Source organism: Halomarina ordinaria (genome assembly GCF_030553305.1).
Taxonomy (GTDB): Archaea; Halobacteriota; Halobacteria; order Halobacteriales; family Haloarculaceae; genus Halomarina; species Halomarina ordinaria.
Genome location: NZ_JARRAH010000006.1, coordinates 74,070 through 93,953 on the forward strand (window position 1 = coordinate 74,070; position 19,884 = coordinate 93,953).

General features: G+C 70.1%; 17 protein-coding genes. 6 read left to right on the forward strand and 11 right to left on the reverse strand.

From position 1 onward, the window contains the following. Positions 1 to 83 precede the first annotated feature (83 nt). From glmS to P1Y20_RS18680, 3 genes are all read left to right on the forward strand, one after another. Positions 84 to 1,901, forward strand: coding sequence for a glutamine--fructose-6-phosphate transaminase (isomerizing) (glmS, locus tag P1Y20_RS18670; RefSeq protein ID WP_304450204.1), 1,818 nt, complete (start codon positions 84 to 86; stop codon positions 1,899 to 1,901). A gap of 282 nt (positions 1,902 to 2,183) precedes the next feature. Next, positions 2,184 to 2,687, forward strand: coding sequence for an ArsR/SmtB family transcription factor (locus P1Y20_RS18675; RefSeq protein WP_304450205.1), 504 nt, complete (start codon positions 2,184 to 2,186; stop codon positions 2,685 to 2,687). Next, positions 2,684 to 2,938 (forward strand): hypothetical protein, encoded by a 255-nt coding sequence (locus tag P1Y20_RS18680; protein ID WP_304450206.1) that lies wholly within the window; start codon positions 2,684 to 2,686, stop codon positions 2,936 to 2,938. The genes P1Y20_RS18675 and P1Y20_RS18680 overlap by 4 nt, the downstream gene beginning before the upstream one ends. Positions 2,939 to 3,184: 246 nt before the next feature. On the opposite strand, the gene P1Y20_RS18685 is transcribed toward P1Y20_RS18680, so the two are convergent. The 7 genes from P1Y20_RS18685 to P1Y20_RS18715 form a co-directional block, all read right to left on the reverse strand. Then, positions 3,185 to 4,150, reverse strand: coding sequence for an NAD-dependent epimerase/dehydratase family protein (locus P1Y20_RS18685; RefSeq protein ID WP_304450207.1), 966 nt, complete (start codon positions 4,148 to 4,150; stop codon positions 3,185 to 3,187). Further along, positions 4,143 to 5,015, reverse strand: a complete 873-nt coding sequence (locus P1Y20_RS18690) for a DUF362 domain-containing protein (RefSeq protein ID WP_304450208.1) — start codon at positions 5,013 to 5,015, stop codon at positions 4,143 to 4,145. Before P1Y20_RS18690 ends, P1Y20_RS18685 begins: the two co-directional genes overlap by 8 nt. Further along, positions 5,012 to 6,070 (reverse strand): Gfo/Idh/MocA family protein, encoded by a 1,059-nt coding sequence (locus tag P1Y20_RS18695; RefSeq protein WP_304450209.1) that lies wholly within the window; start codon positions 6,068 to 6,070, stop codon positions 5,012 to 5,014. Before P1Y20_RS18695 ends, P1Y20_RS18690 begins: the two co-directional genes overlap by 4 nt. Before the next feature lie 96 nt (positions 6,071 to 6,166). Next, entirely contained in the window at positions 6,167 to 7,132 is a 966-nt protein-coding gene (locus tag P1Y20_RS18700) for a glycosyltransferase family 2 protein (protein WP_304450210.1), read from the reverse strand. A 193-nt stretch (positions 7,133 to 7,325) separates the two neighbouring features. Beyond that, on the reverse strand, positions 7,326 to 8,843 hold the full coding sequence (locus tag P1Y20_RS18705) for a glycosyltransferase family 39 protein (protein WP_304450211.1): 1,518 nt from the start codon (positions 8,841 to 8,843) through the stop codon (positions 7,326 to 7,328). Between the two features lie 93 nt (positions 8,844 to 8,936). Next, positions 8,937 to 9,857 carry a sugar phosphate isomerase/epimerase family protein gene (locus P1Y20_RS18710; RefSeq protein ID WP_304450212.1) on the reverse strand — a complete coding sequence of 307 codons (921 nt, stop codon included), beginning with the start codon at positions 9,855 to 9,857 and terminating at the stop codon, positions 8,937 to 8,939. A gap of 208 nt (positions 9,858 to 10,065) precedes the next feature. Continuing rightward, complete coding sequence (locus P1Y20_RS18715; RefSeq protein ID WP_304450213.1) at positions 10,066 to 11,628, reverse strand: lipopolysaccharide biosynthesis protein; 1,563 nt, start codon at positions 11,626 to 11,628, stop codon at positions 10,066 to 10,068. Between the two features lie 215 nt (positions 11,629 to 11,843). Here P1Y20_RS18715 and P1Y20_RS18720 point away from each other — a divergent pair, with 215 nt between their 5' ends. The 3 genes from P1Y20_RS18720 to P1Y20_RS18730 are packed head-to-tail and all read left to right on the forward strand — an operon-like array spanning position 11,844 to position 14,793. Continuing rightward, positions 11,844 to 12,797, forward strand: coding sequence for a glycosyltransferase family 2 protein (locus P1Y20_RS18720; protein ID WP_304450214.1), 954 nt, complete (start codon positions 11,844 to 11,846; stop codon positions 12,795 to 12,797). Between the two features lie 52 nt (positions 12,798 to 12,849). After that, positions 12,850 to 13,596, forward strand: coding sequence for a UTP--glucose-1-phosphate uridylyltransferase AglF (gene aglF, locus P1Y20_RS18725; protein WP_304450215.1), 747 nt, complete (start codon positions 12,850 to 12,852; stop codon positions 13,594 to 13,596). A 51-nt stretch (positions 13,597 to 13,647) separates the two neighbouring features. Further along, a complete protein-coding gene (locus P1Y20_RS18730) occupies positions 13,648 to 14,793 on the forward strand; it encodes a glycosyltransferase family 4 protein (RefSeq protein WP_304450216.1) in 1,146 nt (381 codons plus the stop codon). A 51-nt stretch (positions 14,794 to 14,844) separates the two neighbouring features. Here the strand turns inward: P1Y20_RS18730 and P1Y20_RS18735 are convergent, their stop codons facing one another. The 4 genes from P1Y20_RS18735 to P1Y20_RS18750 are packed head-to-tail and all read right to left on the reverse strand — an operon-like array spanning position 14,845 to position 19,412. Continuing rightward, positions 14,845 to 15,816: a hypothetical protein gene (locus tag P1Y20_RS18735; RefSeq protein WP_304450217.1), complete on the reverse strand. Its 972-nt coding sequence runs from the start codon at positions 15,814 to 15,816 to the stop codon at positions 14,845 to 14,847. Positions 15,817 to 15,820: 4 nt separating this feature from the next. After that, positions 15,821 to 17,050 carry an antibiotic ABC transporter permease gene (locus P1Y20_RS18740; RefSeq protein WP_304450218.1) on the reverse strand — a complete coding sequence of 410 codons (1,230 nt, stop codon included), beginning with the start codon at positions 17,048 to 17,050 and terminating at the stop codon, positions 15,821 to 15,823. Continuing rightward, entirely contained in the window at positions 17,047 to 18,117 is a 1,071-nt protein-coding gene (locus tag P1Y20_RS18745) for a DUF354 domain-containing protein (protein WP_304450219.1), read from the reverse strand. The genes P1Y20_RS18740 and P1Y20_RS18745 overlap by 4 nt, the downstream gene beginning before the upstream one ends. Then, positions 18,114 to 19,412 (reverse strand): nucleotide sugar dehydrogenase, encoded by a 1,299-nt coding sequence (locus P1Y20_RS18750; RefSeq protein WP_304450220.1) that lies wholly within the window; start codon positions 19,410 to 19,412, stop codon positions 18,114 to 18,116. The genes P1Y20_RS18745 and P1Y20_RS18750 overlap by 4 nt, the downstream gene beginning before the upstream one ends. Between the last annotated feature and the right edge of the window lie 472 nt (positions 19,413 to 19,884).

Here is a 19,884-nt window from a genome sequence, read left to right on the forward strand (position 1 = left end):
AGACATGACCTGCGCACGAGCGAACGACCGGCGGTCGCTACCGACGGCCGCACGCCCGGTGACGCCGGGTCGGGGGACGTGAGATGTGCGGCATCACCGCGTACGTCGGCACGGACGACGCCGTCGGCGGCCTCCTCACCGGCCTCTCGAACCTCGAGTACCGGGGGTACGACTCCGCGGGCATCGCCATCAAGAACGGGAGCGGACTGGAGGTCGTCAAGCGCGAGGGCGAACTGGCGCGCCTCCGCGAGGCCGTCGGTAGCGACCGCCCGACGGGGGCCATCGGCATCGGCCACACCCGCTGGTCGACGCACGGCCCGCCCACCGACGCGAACGCACACCCCCACCAGGACTGCTCGGGGCGCATCGCCGTCGTCCACAACGGCATCATCGACAACTACCAGCAGCTGCGCGAGGAGCTCTCGGCGGCCGGCCACACCTTCGAGAGCGACACCGACACCGAGGTCGTCCCCCACCTCATCGAGACGGAACTGGACGCCGGGAAGTCGCCGAACGAGGCGTTCCGGGCGGCCATCGCCCGCCTCGACGGGAGCTACGCCATCGCCTGCCTCGTCGACGGCGCGGACGTGGTCTACGCGACGCGCAAGGGCTCGCCGCTGGTGCTCGGGCGCGCGGACGGCCGGTACTTCCTCGCGAGCGACATCCCCGCGTTCCGGGAGTTCACCGACGAGGTCGTCTACCTGGAGGACGGCGACGTGGTCGTCGTCCGCCCCGGCGGCTACGAGATAACCGACCCGGCCGGCATCCCGGTGACGCGACCGGTCGAGACCGTCGACTGGGAGCCGGAGGCGGCGGGGAAGTCGGGGTATCCCCACTACATGCTGAAGGAGATACACGAACAGCCCGAGTCCCTCCGTCAAACGCTCCACGGGCGCGTCGACGCGCTGGCCGGCGCCGTCGAACTCGAGGACTTCCCGCCCGGGACGTTCGAGGACGTCCGACAGGTCCAGTTCGTCGCCATGGGCACCTCCTACCACGCGGGGCTGTACGCCGCGTCGATGCTCACCGAGCGCGGCGTCCCCGCCCACGCCTACATGGCCGGCGAGTACGCCGACTGCCCGCCGCCGGTCGACGGGCGGACGCTGGTCGTCTCGGTCACCCAGAGCGGGGAGACGGCGGACACGCTGAACGCGGTCAAGCGCGCCCGCAGCGGCGGCGCGCGCACCCTCGCGCTCACGAACGTGGTCGGGTCGAGCATCACCCGCCAGTGCGACGACGCGCTGTTCATCCGGGCCGGCCCGGAGATCGGCGTCGCCGCCACGAAGACGTTCTCCTCGCAGGTCGCCGCGCTGGCGCTGCTCGCCGAGCGCGTCGCGAGCGACGTCAGCGGGGTGGCGAGCGCCGGCGCGCGCGACCTCCTCGACGCGCTCTCGGAACTCCCCGGCGACGTCCAGCGTATCCTCGACAGCGACGACGCCCGCGACGTCGCGGAGGCGCTCTACGGCTGTGACGCCTACTTCTTTATCGGGCGGGGCCCCGCCTACTCGGTCGCGCTGGAGGGGGCGCTGAAGATGAAGGAGATAAGCTACGAGCACGCGGAGGGGTTCGCCGCCTCCGAGCTGAAACACGGCCCGCTCGCGCTCGTCACGAGCGAGACGCCCGTCTTCGGCGTCCTGACCGGCGACGACGAGACGAAGGCCGTCAACAACCTCATGGAGGTCCAGGCCCGCGGCGCACCCGTCATCCTCGTCGCACGCGGACGACACACCGAGGCGGCCTCGTTCGCGGACTACGTCCTCGAGGTACCCGAGACCCACCCAGAGGTCGCCGGCATCCTCGCGAACGTCCAGCTCCAGCTCGTCGCCTACCACGCCGCCGACCTCCTCGGCCGCCCCATCGACAAACCGCGCAACCTCGCGAAAAGTGTCACGGTCGAGTGATGTACCCGCCCCTGCTCCGCGTCGCCGACGGCGTCCGTGACGTGTCCGGTCGACGGGAGGTCACCGGACCGTCCGTCGGACGCGTTCTCGCGCCGGCTCCGGACGGGCCACAGTACTTATCGGTTCACACCGCCACCGACCGGGTGAGCGACCTCACACCGGGAGGACTAGTCCGATAAATTTACATTAAAGAAAAACAATGTGTATTCGTAATGTCCGTGACGTCTCGTGCGGAACAGTCGATGGGGGGGCCCACGACGTCGCGAACCGGAGGGTGGTGAGATGAGCGACGGGGGGCCCGACGACCTGACCGTCCTCGATTACCTCGGCGACGAGGTGGCGCGGAACGTCCTCGTGGCCTGCGCCGACGGGACCCGGAACGTCAGCGAACTGGCCGGCCACTGTGACGTCTCCGAGGCGACCATCTACCGGCGGCTGAACCGCCTCATCGAGGCTGGTCTCCTGGAGGAGCGCACCCGCATCGGCAAGGGGGCCGTCTCGGGGGGGAAGGAGTACCGGACCGCGGTTCGACACGTCGCCGTCGACCTCGACGCCGAGGGCGTCTCGGTCCGGGTCGACGACCCGGAGGGCGGCGACGAACCGCTCCCGACGTTCACCGTCTTCGACCCGAACGGGCGCGACGAAACCGGGACACGCGTCGTCGACATCCAGTTGAAGCTCCCCGAACACCTCTTCAGCGAGTTCCTCTCGGTGTGGGCGGAACTGAACAGGCGTGCCGAACGCGACGACGTCGACCACGGGTCGATGGGGGACCTCGCCGAATGAGCGACGACCCGGAGGCGCCGGACGGCGAGTCCCCGGAGGGAGAGGAACCGCGCACGGCCGACCACTACCGCCACCCGGACGGGACGACGGAGGTGGTCTACGCCGTCGAGGAGGGCCGTATCCTCGTCGTCCGCGAGTACGAGAGCGTCGAGGCCTTCGAGCGGGCGGTCGCCGACGCCCGGTACCTCGGTCTCCACGAGGGCGTCGAGGCGCTCCCCGACGTCTCGGAGTTCGAGGACGACGCCGACTAGCCCCCGCGCGAAAACGTAAGAAATCTGTACTGTGTCGGAACGCGTAGGCACACCACATCCGTACTATCGAGGGACGGCGCTGGGAGGTACCGTTCCGAATCGGCCGAAGATTTATTATATGCCATACTGAAATATCAGATAGCTTCCCCGGTTCGCGTGCCAGTTCGTGTGCCAACAATTCGTGCTGCGGGCCTGGGAAGCTATTCGACGTCCGCGACGTGGCCGGCCCCTTCGTGTGCCAGCCGGTTATCGTCCCGCGGCGTTTCTGTACCACGCCCAGGCGTCCGGAACCAGGTCCCTGAGCGGCTGGTAGGTGTAGCCGAGGTCCTCGCGCGCCTTCTCGCTGCTGTAGAACAGCCGTTTCGTCGAGAGCCGCGCCATCTCGCCGTCGAAGGGGAACATCCGCGTCCCGAGGCGGTCGTTCACGACGCCGACGACCGGTCCCGCCGCCCGGATGAGCGCGGGGGGGAGTTCCATCGCCGGCTTCCGGCCCCCGACCAGCGTGGCGATGACGGTGAGCGCCTCGGCGTAGGTGAGGTTCTCGCCGCCGAGGATGTAGTGGGCGCCCGCCTCGCCGCGCTCCGCTGCGGCGACGGTGCCGTCGACGACGTCGCTCACGCCGACGAAACTCGCGCCGCCCGGGGGGTGGACGACCGCGAGCGGGTTCTCGACGAGCGTGAACAGCCGCCCCGTGAAGTCGTCGTCGCGCGGGCCGAAGATGGACGTGGGGTGGACGGTGACGACGTCCAGTCCCCGGTCGCCGTACTCGTCGCACAGCTCCTCGGCGGCGGCCTTCCCGCGCTGGTAGGCGCCGATGGGACGGGCGACGTCCGCCTCGCTCGCGACGCCGGCCGCCCGGCGCGTCCCGGCGGTGCTGGTGAAGACGACGCGCTCGACGTCGTCCGCCTCGCTTGCGGCGAGGACGTGCTCGGTCCCGTCGCGGTTCACCCGCTCGACGGTGGCCGCGTCGCCCGCCTGCAGGCCGATGCCCGCGAGGTGGAAGACGACGTCGTGGCCCTCGACGGCCGCCCGGACCGAGTCGGGGTCGAGGACGTCCATCGTCCGCCAGGCCATGTCGACGTCGGCGAGCGCCGTCGCGTCGGAGGTGGGCCGGCGCGTCCCGGTGACGTCCCACCCCTCCTCGACGAGCGCCTCACAGAGGTGCGAACCGAGGAAGCCGGTCGCGCCGGTGACGAGCGCGCGCTCACTCATCCGCGCCCCCCATGAAATGCGGCGGGAGCAGGTCGCCGGTCACGCGCGAGTAGATGCGGTAGCCCGTCTGCATGACGGGCGAGGGCTCGCCGCCCGTCTCCCCCCGCGACGGGAGGGCCGCGGCGACGGCGTCGAGGTCGACGCCGGGGACCGACGGTGCCTCGACGCCGTGAGGTGCGAGGAACGGGACCTCGGCCGGGTCCTCGCCGACGAGGCGGGCCGCCGCCGCGTCGAGCGTCGGGGCGTCGGCGCTCCCCAGCAGGAGGTCGGCGCGGTACGGGCCGCCGGTGTAGGTGTAGGTCGCGTCGAGGAGGACGTAGTCCGGGTCGCAGACGGCGGCCGCGCCGACGACGTCGGTCGTCGTGGCGTCGGCCGCGTCGGCACCCAGGGCCCCGAACGCCGTCGTCCCGAGGCCGGCGACGAACCCGTGGTCGGGGTCGGTCCGGAGCGTCGGGACGGCGAGGAGCGACTCGCGCTCCAGCGGTTCGGGCACCGTCACACGGCTACGCTCGTCACCGACGGTGACGACCCGCTCGACCGTCGGCGCGGCCGAGAGGTCGAGGACGTCCACGCCGAGGCGGTCCGCGAGGTCGTCGTAGCCGAGGAACGTCGCGAAGCGCTCGCCCTCGACCCACGGCGAGTCGGGCAGACAGAGGACGACTTCCCCGTCGAGCGCCTCGACGGCCGCCGCGACGACGTCGGGGTTCGTCACCAGACCGGTGCTCGGGTGGTAGGGGTAGTGACAGTCGGGGAGGAGCAGGACGCGCCCGTCGAGGGGGGCGTCGGCGAGCACCGACTCGACGCCCGCCGCGAGCGACCCCGACTCGCGGGCGAGGCGTTCGCCGACGGCGTGCGACGAACTCATTCGGTCACCTCCACGAGCGCGGCGTCGGCGTCCGCCAGCCGGTAGGCTTCGTGGACGTGTTCGACCATCCGCAGGCCGGCGGCGCCGTCGACGGGCGGGCGCTCGCCGGCCGCGACGGCCTCCAGGAAGTCCCGGAGCGCCCAGTAGTGCGCCTGGTAGTAGTACGTCGGCTTGAAGTACTCCGGGTCGTCCCCGCGCAGGCGTCGCCCGAGGTTCTCCAGCGCCGAGCGGGCGGCGTAGGAGGTGAAGTGCCCCGGGACGTACTCGGTGCTGACGGCGGAGCCGGCGATGCCGTCGAGACGGAGGTAGCTGGTCACCTCCGGCGGCGTCTCCCACTGGAAGAACCCACAGGAGAGCGTCGCCGTCGTGCCGCTGTCGGTGCTCACGACGACCGTCGCCGCGTCCTCGTAGGGGAGGTCGAGTTGCTGGTCGGTGGTGGCGTGTTCGACCGTGAGGTCGCCGAAGAACCACTCGAGGACGTCGAGCAGGTGGATACCGAGGTCCATGAGCGCGCCGCCGCCGGTGGCCTCGGGGTCGAGTTGCCACGTCGGGACCGCGGCGCGCGCCGGCGGCGCCTCGAACGGCCCGTTGTTGATGCGCGAGATGGAGGCGATGGGGACGTGCCCGAGACGGCCGTCCTCGAAGCGCTCCTTCAGCCGCTTCATCTCCGGCTGGTAGCGGATGGTGTGGTCGACGCCGAGGGCGACGCCGGCGGCGTCGGCCGCCTCGACCATCCGGCGGCCCTCCTCGGGCGTGCGGGCGAACGGCTTCTCGACGAAGACGGCACAGCCCGCCTCGCAGGCGGCGACCGTCGCGTCGGCGTGGAGGAACGGCGGGAGCGCGACGACGACGGCGTCGAGCGACTCCTCCTCGAGCAGGTCGGTGTAGTCGTCGTAGGTCCGTGTCACCCCGAGGCGCTCGGCGCGGCGGCGGTTGCCCGGCACCGCGTCGGCCGCCGCGACGACGTCGACGCCGTCGAGCGTGCTCGCGGACTGGAGGTGGACGGTCCCGATGTGTCCGACTCCGAGGAGGCCGAGGCGGAGGCTACGCGCCATCGAGTACCTCTCGGGTGTGTCGGCGACTGATGCGACTCGCGGGCGTCAGCGTCATTGAGTGAGACGAGTGGGCATCGCCATCTTGTTATACACGAACTACCCGCGGTGCTCGACGGCGTCCCGGACCGTGCCGTACGCGTTGGTGATCTTGAGCACGTACGTGAGCAGGTAGAACAGCAGTTTCTCGGAGGCGGGGAGGCGGTCCCAGTCGCGCAGCGCCCCCCGGACCTGTCCGGGGGTCGCCGGGACGTAGATGGCGGGGTTGAACACGAGGCGCGCGGAACTCCCGTAGCGCTCCGGGTAGATGCGCCGGAGCTGGTTCTTGCCGCGACCGATGCGGATGGACTTCTTGACGAGCGCCGAGAGCGTCGTCCGCGTCGGGTGGTACATGTGGATGTCCTCGGCGTAGCCGAGCGTCCAGCCCGCCTCGTAGACGCGGTGGCCGAACTCCCGGTCGCCGCTTGAGGTGAACCGGACGTCGAACGGGCCGACGTCCTCGACCACCTCGCGGCGGACGGCCAGACAGCACGTCGGCGCGTAGTGGAAGTCCGAGACGTAGTCCTCGATGGGGAAGCCGCTGAGGCGGTTGAACTTCGCCGCCAGCGACTCCTCGCCCGGCGAGTAGAGCTGGACGTTACAGGCGAGGTAGTCGATGTCGTCCTCCTCCATCGTCTCGACGACGCGTTCGAGCCAGTCCGGGTCGACCGTCATGTCGGCGTCGATGAACGCGAAGACGTCGCCCGTCGCGCAGTGAAGCGCGCGCGTCCGGGCCGCGTACGAACTCTGTCGGCGGCGTTCGTCGAGGACGGTCACGCGCTCGTCGGCGTCGGCGTAGCGGCCGGCGACCGCGCGCGTCTCGTCGGTCGAGCGGTTGTCGACGACGAGCACCTCGTAGCTGTCGTCCGGATACGTCTGGTCGACGAGCGTGTCGAGCGTCGCGCGGAGGCCCTCCGGGTCGTTGTACACCGGGACGATGACCGATGCGTACGGCACCGTCTCCGTCGCGGTCGTGCGCCCCGCGGCAGTCGCCGCTCCGTCACGTTTGCTGATTTGTTCCGTCATGTGTGCGAACCTCTGAGACCGGTCGGGCGACCGGTCGACCCCGGCGGGTCGAGCGACCCGCGAGTTGGCCGGTGGTACTCCGAAGACGCGTTTAGTAGTAACTGATTCTCCCAACGTCCGTGAATTGTTTCGGACGGTTGCAGTCCGCGTAAGAGGAGCGTGCAGGCCGGAGCGGCGGCGGCGCGGGGACCGGTTACGAGGCGTCGTCGCCCCCCGTCGACGCCTCGTAGCGACGGACCTCGATGCCGACGTAGTGCTCGCGCCACGTCACCTCGCGGCCGTCACCGGCGACCGACGCGACGCGCGCTCTCCCCTCGTCACGGACGTGAGAGAACACCACCCACACCTCGTCGTGGCCGTCCATCGTCGCCCGTAACTCCGGGGTACTCATCCGCCGTTCCGGGGGGCCGGTCTTGACCCCCACGACCTCGAGGTCCTCGCGGGTCTGGTAGTACTCGAACCCGCGCAGCGTCGTCCAGTCGGCGACGACCACCAGCGCCTCCGCGTCCGCGCGCTGTTCGACGTCGGCGGTCGCCTCGTCCCACTGCTCGCGGGTGTCGGTGGTGACGTCGAAGGCCGTCGCCGGGACGACGGCGACGAGCAGGAGCGCGATGATGGCGACGCGGACCGGCGGGCGCTTGGCCCGCGTGACGCCGTAGCCGACGAGGAGGTAGAGCCCGAACGAGGCGGCGAGCGTGTAGCGCGGCCAGAAGACGGGGGTCATCGTGAACGAGACGACCAGCGGGAGGACGAACGTCCCGAACACCCAGCAGACGAGCAACTGGACGCCCCGGTCGTCGGTGAACCGGATACGTTCGGCGAGGTTACGGAGCGTTCGGCCGGGGTGACGGGGGTCGACCGACGCCGAGAAACACCCCTCCGTGACCGCGAGCGTCAACAGGCCGCCCGTGAGCACGAGCACGTACGCGAGCGCCGGGACGATACCCGTCCGGGCGAAGTAGCCCGTGAACACCGTCACGACGAGGCTCGGCGTCGGCAGGGGGATGTAGCTGAGGCTCACGCCGTCGAAGCGCACGAAGTACCCGACGACCAGGGGGAGGACGGTGAACCCGACGGCGACCTGCGTCCCGACCGTCCGACGGACGTTCCGGACCCGCCCCCGGGCGAGTTCCGCGAGGACGAACAGTCCCTCGCCCGCGACGGCGAAGACGCCGAAGGGATGGGTGTAGATGAGGAGGACGGTCACCACGACGTAGGCGACGGCCGTCTCCCGGGACTCGGTTCGCAGGTAGCGCACGAGCAACGAGAGCGAGGCGAGCGCGAGGAACGCGAAGAGCGTGTACATCCGCACCTCCTGGGCGTGGAACACCTGAACCTGTGCGAGGGCGTAGATGAACGCCGCGACGAGCCCCGCGAGGTCGGAGAACAACTGGCGACCGACGACGTAGAACAGGGGGATGGTGGCGATGCCGAACAGCACCGACAGCGACCGCAGCGCGACCGGCGACGTGCCGAACAGCGCCGCCCAGCCGTCGAGGAGGACGTAGTAGACCGGCAGGTGGGGCTGGTTGAGCGGGATGACCCACAGCAGTTCGAGGGGCCCGTTCGCCAGGATGAACTCGAGGGTGATGAGTTCGTCCGTCCACATGCTCTCGGACCCGAGCCCGTACAGGCGAACCGCCGCCCCGACCAGTACGACCAGCGCGAGCGCTAGCTCCGTCCCCCGCTCGCGAACGACCCCCTCGGACATGGCCGGAGGTAGTCAGAGCCCCGTAATATGGGTACCGGCCGACGGCACGGAGACTGGCTGACAGGTCCGCTCGCGCGCGAATCGGCCGCCGGCTCAGTCGTTCGACGGCGCCGCGTCGGTCGCGTCGACGAGCACGTCGGCCCCCGCTCGCAACGTCCGGATGGGGTCGGCGGGGTGGTCGTGTTCGAAGACGAGCCACTCGGCACCGGCGCCGTTCGCCGCCCCGACGGCCGACGGGACGTCGACGAGACCGTCCCCGGGGTCGACCGAGCGCGCGGACGCCCACGGCGACGGCTCGCCGTCGACGACGACGTCCTTCAGGTGGACGAGCGCGGTCCGGCCGTCGACCAGCGCGAGGGCGTCGCGTGGGTCGTAGCCGGCCGCGGTGACGCCGCCGACGTCCACCTCGAAGGAGACGACCGCCGGGTCGGTCCTGGCGACGAGGCGGCCGAAGGCGGTCGATTCGACCGCCGACGCGGGCGACGGTCGCGGACGCTCGCGGAGGAGGCGGTCGCCGAGCAGGCCGAGGGCGGTCTGGGGGCGACTCGCGCCCGGCGAGTGCGGGTGGACCGCCGTGAGGGCGCGTTCGAGCCTCGAGGGCGTCCGCACCGGGAGGAAGTCGTGGACCTGGTTGTGGTAGACGAGCGAGGTACCACGAGCGGCGAGCGCGCCGCCGACCGCGTCGAGGCGCGCGGCGAGTTCGTCGACGCGTCCGGGCGTCCGGTAGTGCGTCGGCGGGAGGTGCGGGACGACCAGTCGGTCGACGCCGAGTGCCCGATAGCGCTCGGCGACGCCCGCCGGGTCGGCCTCGATGGTCCGCAGGTCGACGTGCGCGCCGACCGGGGTGACGCCCGTGTCGTCGAGCGCGTCGGCCACCGCGGCCGGGTCCGCATCGGCGACGCGCGTGGCGAACTCGACGCCCTCGAACCCGGCGGCCGCGACCCGCCGGACGAGTTCCGGCACGGACTCGTCGAGGTCGCGCAGCGTGTACAGTTGAATCGCCGGGCGCGTCACGGGGACCACCCGCGACCCGGACCGCTCGTACCGACGTCTGAGAGACTCATACGGGAGGACCGTTCCCCGCCGGCATTGTAATAACACGCCTACACCCCGGCAGACGACGCCGAACGTTCCGTTTCGAGCGAGTGTCTCGTTCGGGAGAGTTAGAGGGGGAGCGCGGGGGCCGTGGGGTGACGGCGACGGACGACGAGCGGCGGGGTAGTCAGCCGTTGACCGCCGAGACGACGTTCCGCAGGTTCTGCTCCAGCCCCCAGCCGAAGCCCCGGTCGAGCACGAGCGCCGCGAGGGCGTAGGCGACCACGCCGACGAGCACCTGGACGACGAGGACGCCCAGCGCGGGGAGCGCGGGGTCGACGGCGGTGCCGGCGGCGACGACGGCCGCGAACATCAGCAGGCTGGCCACGAACGGGTAGGAGACCTCGCGGATGATGCGCCACCACGTCGTCTCGATCTCGCGGACGAGGAAGTAGAGGTCGAGTGGCATCATCGGGAAGAACTGGACGGCGACGATGACCAGCGACGTCATCTCGATACCGCTGAGGCCGACGCCGAGGAACCGCTCGGAGAGTTCCGGCCCGTAGAGGATGGCCGTCGGGACGAGCGCCGCGAGGAAGACGACGCGGATGAACGAGAACTTCGCGACGAGGTCCGGGCGCCCGATGGACTTGAACACCGGCCCGATGGTCGCCATCATCGAGCGCATCATGCCGTAGACGGCCAGTATCTGCATCGAGAGCACCATCGGGAGCCACTCCTCCCCGAGGAAGGCGGCGATGAACGCCGGCGAGACGGCGATGATGCCCATCGACATGGGAAACGAGATGAACGTCGTCACCTGGAGGGTCTGGAAGTAGCCGTTCCGGAGCTGTCTGACGTTGTCCTGTATCTTCGAGTAGGCGGGGAACGTCACGCTCGAGATGACGTGCGTCACCTCCGTCGCGGGGGCGTTCGAGAGCTGGTAGGCGTAGCGGTAGAGCCCGAGGGCCGTCGTCGAGACGAGCGCCCCCACGACGATGTCGTCGCCCTCGTTGTAGAGGAAGTAGAGGATGGAGGTCGCGGTTATCCACTTGCCGTAGTTGACGATCTCCTTCGCGTGGTCGAGGTCGAACTCAATGCCGGGGCGGAAGTCGTGCATGAGGTAGGAGACGAGCATCCGGACGAAGTCCGAGATGACGTAGCCGAGCACGAGCGCCCACACCGTCCCGTAGGTGTAGGCGTACCAGATGGCGAAGACGAACTGGATGACCGAGCCGCTGAGGACGTAGACGAACTGTTTCTCGAACTCCAGGTCCTTCTGGAAGTACACCGTCGCGGGGTTGCGCAGCCCGAGGAAGAGCTGTGAGAACCCGATGACGCGCAACAGCGGGACCGCCTCCGGCTCGCTGAAGATGCCGTTGCCGATGAACGGCGCGGCGAGGTAGAGGACGCCCGCGAGCAGCGCCCCGCGACCGATCTGGAGCGCCCACGCCGTGTTGAGCATGTCGTCGACGTTCTCCTCCCGGTTGTAGATGAGCGAGGAGCTCAGCCCCAGGTTCGAGAACTGCCGGAGGCCGCTGACGGCGACCAGCGCGATGCCCATCAGTCCGAGCGCCTCCGGGCCGAGGAGCCGCCCCATCACGATGAGCAGGATGATCTGCAGCAGGCGGTCGCTGACGTTCAGCGCGCCGACCCACATCCCCCCTTTCACCACGCGTTCGCCGACGCCGTCGCCGCTCGGCATCACGAGGCGCTTGATGCGCGCGAGCAGCCCTCCCGGGCCGCTCACCGCAACCACCGGAACCGGCCCGGGACCGCCGCGGTTGCCCGTCGCTCGACGCCCGACGCGAACTCGCTACTCATTGGTCACCGTCGACTACAGGGCGCTATTGTTATGGCTTTACTATATCGGCGCGGCCGCGTGTGACGACCTCTCTAGGGACGAGAACGTACGCCGGGAAAGGGGGTGCCTAACCAAGCGCCGTGGGTCGCTATCGGAGGACGATGGCCCCCGACCGTGGTCGGTCGCCGCTCGTCAGCGTCGTCGTGCCGACGTACGGCCGCCCCAAGTACCTCTCGGACGCCGCCCAGAGCGTCCTCGACCAGACACACGACCGCGTCGAACTCATCATCGTCGACGACCACTCCCCGGAGCCGGTCGGCCCGCTGCTCTCGGACCTCGACGTCGGCCCCGCGGCGTCGGTGACGTGCATCCGCCACGAGGAGAACACGGGGGCGAACGGCGCCCGGAACACGGGGATTCGCGCCGCCGACGGCGCGTTCGTCGCGTTCATCGACGACGACGACACCTGGCACGAGACGAAACTCGAACGCCAGCTCGACCGCTTCGCGGACCCCGAGGTGGGGCTGGTCTACACCGGCCAGCGCTACGTCACCGGCGACCGGGTGAACCACGTCCTCCGACCCTCGGTTCGCGGCGACGTCACCGAGGCGCTGCTCACCGGCGCGCCCTTCGGTACCTTCTCGACGCTGATGGTCCGGGCGTCGGTCGTCGACGACGTCGGCCTCCTCGACGAACGCTTCCCCTGCTGGCAGGACCGCGAGTGGCCCATCCGGCTCTCGACGGCCTGTCGCGTCGAGGCGGTCGACGACCCGCTCGTCGACCACCGGATGGCCGACCACGACCAGATCTCCGACGACCTGGAGGCGAAGCGCGACGTCGCCTACCCCCTGTTCGTCGAGACGTTCCGCCCGCTGGCCGCCGAGTACGGCCGGACGACGGTCCGGAAGATGGTCGCCTCGCGGGCGTCGGTGGTCGCCACCTCGGCGCTGAAGGTCGGCCGCTACGGCGACGCACGGCGGTTCGCGCTGCGCGCGCTCCGGGCGTGGCCGCTCTCCGCACAGCCGTACCTCACGTTCGCGCTGTCGCTCGGCGGGCGCCCGGCGTTCACGGCCGCCCAGTACACGAAACGCGCCGTCGGTCGCCACTTCCGATGACGACGGGATAGCCGGCCCATAACAATGCCCCTCTCGTGGGTCGGCAGTGACAATGCAGGCAGTCGTACTCGCCGCCGGGAAGGGAACCCGGCTCCGTCCGCTCACCGACGAGAAGCCGAAAGGCCTCGTCGAGGTGGACGGCGACCCGATACTCACGCACTGTTTCGACCGCCTCCTCGACCTCGGCGCGACGGAGTTCGTCGTCGTCGTCGGCTACCGCAAGGAGGACATCATCGACTACTACGGCGACAGCTACGGGGACGTCCCCATCACCTACTGCCACCAGCGCGAGGCGAACGGACTGGCGCACGCCCTCCTGACGACCGAGGAGTACATCGACGACGACTTCATGCTCATCCTCGGGGACAACGTCTTCGAGGCCAACCTCGCCGACGTCGTGCGCAGACAGACCGAGGAGCGCACCGACGCCGCCTTCCTCGTCGAGGAGGTGCCCTACGAGGACGCCTCGCGCTTCGGCGTCTGCATCACGAACGACTACGGCGAGATAACCGAAGTCGTCGAGAAGCCCGACGACCCGCCCTCGAACCTCGTGATGACGGGCTTCTACACCTTCTCGCCCGCCATCTTCCACGCCTGTCACCTCGTCCAGCCGTCCGACCGCGGCGAGTACGAACTCAGCGACGCCGTCGACCTCCTCATCCGGAGCGGGCGCACCATCGACGCCATCCCGCTCGACGGCTGGCGCATCGACGTCGGCTACCCCGAGGACCGCGACGAGGCCGAACGCCGGCTCCAGGAGGGCGAGACGGCCGAGGAGGCCGAGTCAGCGAGCGGCTGAGCGGGTAGCACACGGCTAACAATGCCCCGAGACGGGGTACGTCGGGCAACCGTGCCGAACCGCACCGACAGCGCCGACGCCCGCGAACCCGGGTGCGCCGGCGAGGAGGGCGACGACGTGCACCCCGCGTCCGAGCGCACCCCGTCCGTCCTCGTCGTCACCGACTTCACGCGAAACCTCTCGAAGATCGAGCGCCACGTCCAGCCGCTGGCCGAGACGGCCGACGTGACGGTCGTCTGCATCACGGGCGACGAGTCGCTCCCCGGCATCGACTACCGGACGGTCCCCTCCTTCGGCGTGCGACCGCTCGGCCTCGCGCTGATGCTCGTCGCCGCCCTCTACGAGGCGTGGCGCGGCGAGTACGACGCCGTCGCCTCCTTCTCGCTGCTCCCCCACGGCTGCATCGCGCTCGCCGTCGGGACCGTCTTCGGCCTCCCGACGCACCTCGGCATCATCGGCATCGACCTCGACGTCCACGCGCGCGCGCCGCGCTACGGCGCCGCCGTACGGTGGCTCATCAGACGCTTCGACGCCGTCTCCGTCCCGGGGACGACGTTCGAGGACCGGCTCGTCGGGATGGGCGTCCCGCGCGAGCGCGTCGAGGTCCTCGCGAACCCCATCGACGTCGACGCCTACTACCCGAACCCGGAGGTCGACCCCGAGTACGACCTCGTCTGGGTGGGGCGGTTCAACGAGGAGAAGGACCCCGAACTGTTCGTCGCGGCGCTCGCGGAACTGCGCGAACGCGGGGACGAGGTCGACGCGGTGATGCTCGGCGACGGCCCCCTCGAACGGGCGGTCGAAGCGCGGGTTCGCGCTGACGGCCTCGAGGACAGCGTCGAACTCGCCGGCTGGGTCGACGACCCGCTGTCGTACTACTGGCGCTCGCGGGCGTTCGTGCTCACCTCCGAGCGCGACGCGCTCCCGCTGACGCTCGTCGAGGCGATGGCGACCGGCCTCGGCTGCGTCGTCCCCGCGGTGGGGAACGTCCCCGACGTGGCCCGCGACGGCGAGACGGCGCTCGTCCTCGACGACCTCACCCCGGAGACGCTCGCCGACGCGCTGGAGCGCCTCCTGCGCGACGACGACCTCGCGGCCCGACTGGGCGAGAACGCCGCCGCGGTCGCGGACCGCTACTCCTACGAGGCGGCGACCGAGGACTGGTCGCGGATTCTGGAGACGCTCGGCGTGCGCTGACGCGCCGCGGCGCTGGCGGGTTGGAGGACTGAGGAATCGATTCGATGGGCCCTACAGGTAGCCGAGGTCCTGCAGGCGTTCCTGTGTCTCCTCGGCGGTGACGCGCTCGCCCTCGACGGCCGCCTCCGCGACGACCTCCTTTCGCTCCGTGCCCTCGACGACGAGCCACGGGACCTTCACGAGGTGGTCGGTGTAGACGCCCTCGGGGTGGCCGTACATCCCCATCGGGACCGGACAGGGGGTGGGCCGCTCCCCGAGCAGGTTGCCGTGGTCGGAGGTGACGACGGTCGTGCCGGGGAGGGAGTCGAGGAGCGTCTCGACGTGTGGGAGCGCGAGGTCGAGGTTCTCGCGGTAGGCGGTCCAGACCGTCTCGACGTCGATAGCGCCGCGCTTGAGTTTGTCCCAGACGTGTTCGTCGTCCTGTTCGGCGTTCGCGCCGTCCGCCATGCGCTTCGAGAGCTCCATCCCCGCCTGCTGGCCGATGACCTTCCGGCCGGTCTCCCCGATGAAGGGGTAGTGGGGCTGGACGAAGTGCGCGATGACGCGCTTGTCGGGGTAGCGCTCGGCGGCCTTCGCCGTCTCCTCGGCCATGACCGCCGGGTGGACGGTGTTCAGGTCGTCGTCCCAGTGGTCCGTCCAGACGTTGACCACGTCGTGGAACGGGTTCTCGGGGAGCCGGACCGTTATCTGCGGGTTCGCGGTGACGTACACCGTGTCCTCGAACGTGCGGCCCGCGAAGTTCTCGCGGAGCCACTCGGGGGTGTTCGACCCGCGCGAGTACCGCGACTCCAGGCGCCCCTCGATGGTGTTCTGTTCCGCGAACATGTCGTAGCGACAGGCGTCGAGGACGACGAGGTTGTCCCAGTCCTCGCCCATCACGTCGATGCCCTCGTAGTCGGAGACGTACTGGAAGTACGGCTTGACGACGCTCTTCTCGACGACGAACTGGCCGGCGACGCGGCGCCACCAGTTCGGGTCGTCCCAGTGCTTCTTGACGCTGTTGAGGTAGACTTCGAGTTCCATCGGGTCACTCCCCTCCGGCGTAGCGGAGGTACTCGGCGACCGAGTAGGCCATCCACGCCTCGCACCAGCGCATCAGGGTGAAACGCTTGGTGTAGAGGCGACGTTGCTGGTAGAAGAAGCGCCCGTTGCCGGCGTAGAGGGTCCCGAGCACCCAGTCGATGATGCGCCGGGCGAACGCGTGGTCGCCGGCCATCGAGAAGACGATGATGCCCTGGGTCGCCGCGTGGATGTCCTTCGGGTAGCGCGACTCCTCGTCCCAGTTGGGCGCGCCGTTCGCCTCGAACAGCGTCTCCTTGTAGAACGAGAGCGCCGACTCGATGGTGTCGGCGTGGCGGTCGCTCCCGGTGACCTCCCGGTAGCGCAGGAACCCCTCGATGATGAACCCGTTGTGGTGGTTGTCCATCGAGAGGTGCGACGCGCCGGGCGGGTCGCGGTAGGTCCAGCCGCCGATGGGCTGCTGTCTCGTCGCGAGGTAGTCGAGGAGCTTCGTCGAGCGCTCCAGGAGCTCCTCCTCGCCGAAGTAGTCGTAGAGGTCGATGAGCATCCGCGCGGCGATGGCGCCGCAGTTGAGCGTGTAGAACTCGCCGGTGTACTCCGGCTGGTACTTGATGCGGGCGCCGCCCTCCAGTTCGCGGTACTCCAGGTCCTCGTAGACGAACTGCGTCGCCGTGTGGGCGATGTCGGCGTAGCGCTCCTCGCCGGTCCGCTCGGCGGCGCGCAACAGCGCCTTCACGGCGAACGACGTCGGGATGGCGTTCGGCATGTAGGCGTCGCGGCGCTCGTCGAGCAGTTGCATCTCGTGGGTGTGTCCGCCGCAGAAGCCGGCGAAGCCGGTGGCGGCGTTGTCGATGAGCCACTCGGCGAGCGACTCGGCCTCCGCGCGGTACAGGTCGTCGCCGGTGAGGTCGTAGGCCGTGTCGTTGGCCATCGAGAACAGCGCGCTCCCCTTGAAGTTCTGGCGCTGCTCGACGAGGAACAGCGGGCGGAGGTTGACGGGCGCGCGCTTGATGCCCTCCTGGACGGCGATGTTGAGCCACTTGTTGTCGACGGGCGCGCCCTTCAGCAGCCGACTGCTCATGCCGTCGAAGTAGTCCCAGCCGGTGTAGTCGCGCTCGCGGGCGTACCGGAGCGTGTCCTCCAGCAGGTCGACGAGGAAGTCGGCCCGGGGGGCGATGTCTGCGTCGGTGTCGGCGTCGGCGTCGGCGTCGCCACCGGCGTTCGCGTCGGCCGTCATCGGTTCGTCACCTCCTCGATGATGCCGTCGGTGATGTCGACGACCTGGTCGTGCACCTCGCGGGCGCGGGCCAGGTCCGGTTCGATGTCGCCGCCGTCGAGACCGGAGAGGTAGTCGGCGATGTCGCTCACGTTCCGGGAGTGGAAGACCCGGTCCTCGCGCACGAGTTGCTGGTCGACCGAGAGCATGGTGTGCGGGAAGAAGGAGACCGCGGGTTTCCCCATTGCGGCCGCCTCGCGGGCCATCGTCCCGGACCCGGTGAGCACGCACTGGGCGTACCACGCGAGCTGGAGCCCCTGGAGCGGCTGGTCGGGGACGAACACCCGGTCGTCGGGGTAGCGGTCGGCGTAGCGCCGGTCGCGCGGTCGGCGGGGGAGGTAGACGACGTTGAAGCCGGCGTCGACCACCCGGTCGAGCAGGCGCGGGACGAGCGACTCCTCGATGTCGATGTAGGCGGCGCCCATCGCCTCCGGGCGGACCACGACGAACGCCTCGAAGGGGAGCTTCTCGAGGAACGACTCGTCGGGGTCGAAGTCGGCGATGGCGACCTCCTCCTTGTAGCCGTCGTAGGTGTGGACGCTCTCGGGGGCGGCGCCGTAGTCGGTGAGTTCCGCGGTCTTGAACGCCGCGGGGACGACGTGGTGGGTCGCCATCGCCCGGAAGTAGTTGAACGCGTCCTCGACGAACGGCGCGTCCTGGTAGTAGGTGATGTCGTTGTCCGTGTAGTGGATGGAGGGGATGCCGTGGGCCTTCGAGGCGAGCACGCACATCGCGTTGCGCGCCGACAGCGAGACGGCCGCGTCGGGTGCCGACAGCGAGAGCTGGACGGTTCGAAGGGGGACGCCGAGCGTCCGGGCCAGTTCGTTGTCGTAGTCACGGCCGATGACCGAGAAGTCGAAACCGGCCTCGCGGGCCAGCGCCACCGTCTCGGTCTTCTCGCGGGCCGTCACGACCGTCGGGCGGTCGAGGCCGTCGACGATGCCCTTGAAGAAGAACGGGTGGGAGGGGGAGGCGAGGTCGACCCAGACCGTCGGCTGGTCGGGGGCGTCCGGCGTGGCCGCCGTCATAGGGTTATCACGTCGAAGCCGGCGTCGCGCCACGCCCCGTCGTCGACGAGGCCCTTGGTGTCGACGAGCAGGCGACCGCGCATCCGGTCGGCCGCGTCCGCCGGGTCGATCTCCGTGAACTCGTCGTGGTCGGTCGTCACGATGGCGGCGTCGGCGCCGTCGAGCGCCGTCTCCAGCGGGACGAGGCCGAACTCGCCGTCGTCGTCCGAGACGTGCGGGTCGTGCAGGCGCGTCTCGATGCCGCCGTGGGTGCCACCGTCGGCGACCGCCGGGGGTTCCTGTTCGGCGGCGCGCAGCAGGCGCGCGAGGCGCAGGCCGGGACTGTTGCGCGTGTCGTCGACGTTCCCCTTGTAGGCGACGCCGAGGACGGCGAGGCGCTTGCCGTCGAGGCCGCCGAAGTACTCGCGGACGAGGTCGACGACGTAGCCCGTCATGCTGTCGTTCACGCGGCGGGCGTGGCGGATGAGGTCGACCGACTCGGAGCCGTGCGCGAGGAACAGCGGGTCGACCGGGAGGCAGTGGCCGCCGACGCCCGGGCCCGGCTGGAGGATGTCGACGCGGGCGTGGCGGTTCGCCAGCCCGATGGCCGTCCGGGTGTCGATGTCGTAGTCCGCCGCGACGCGCGCGAGTTCGTTCGCGAAGCCGATGTTCGTGTCGCGGTAGGCGTTCTGGACGAGCTTCACGAACTCGGCGGTGCTCGCGTCCGGCGCGCGGTGGACCGTGCCGTCGATGCACGGCTCGTAGAGGCGCGCCGCGGTCTCCGTCGAGGCCTCGCCGACGCCGCCGACGAACCGGTCGTTCGCCCGGAGCTCGTAGAGGATGTTCCCCGGGAGGACCGTCTCGGGGCTGTACGCGAGCCCGAAGTCCGTCCCGGCCCGGAGCCCGGAGCCGGTCTCCAGTACCTCGCGCAGCGGTCCCTCGGTCGTTCCGGGGGGGACCGTCGACTCGAGGACGACCGTGTCGCCCTCGCGCAGGACGCCCGCGATGCCCTCGGCGGCGCTCCGGACGTAGGCGAGTTCCGCGCGCTCGGCCTCGGCGTCGAGCGGCGTCGGGACACAGACGAGGTGGAACTCCGCGGCGGGAATCTCGTCGGCGGGCGTGAGCGCGCCGGAGTCGAGGACCTCGGCGATGTACTCGCGGAGTTCGGCCTCGCCGGTGCGGACATCGCCGCGCGAGAGGCGGTCGATGACGGCCTCGTCGACGTCGAAGCCCGTGACGTCGTGGCCGTTGTGCGCGAGCAGCGCCGCCGTCGGGAGCCCGACGTAGCCGAGCCCGTGGACGCACACCGTCGCCATCAGCTCTCCCCCCCGGCCGGTCGGTCGCCAAGGGCCGATACGACGTCGCCAGCAAATCGAGTCGCGCGAGCGAGACCACGCCGCGCGACACCTCCTGATGCCATCATACTGATTCGTTGGTTCAACCAGCGACAGCCAGGCCCTTTGTTATGAGTCGCCTGTCCGACATCGGAACGCTCGAATTCGGCGTCTCTGGGGCGTGTAGAGCCATCGTGACGGTCTACATCCGTGCCGAACCTCGTCGAGGAGCGTTCGCGTCGGAACCGCGGACGACGCCGCGGTAGCGGCCCATTATAGGGGGTGTACCCGCGCTGGCGCCCGTCGACGGTCGGCTCGCTCTCGGCGGCGATGCCTGTCAGAAAACGTGGGTGAGGGCGACGCTCAGTCGTCGCGCTCGTCGAAGCCGACGGTCGCGGTGCCGTCGACGTCGAACGCCGTCAGGTCGCCGTCGAAGCGGTAGGCGTCGACGCCG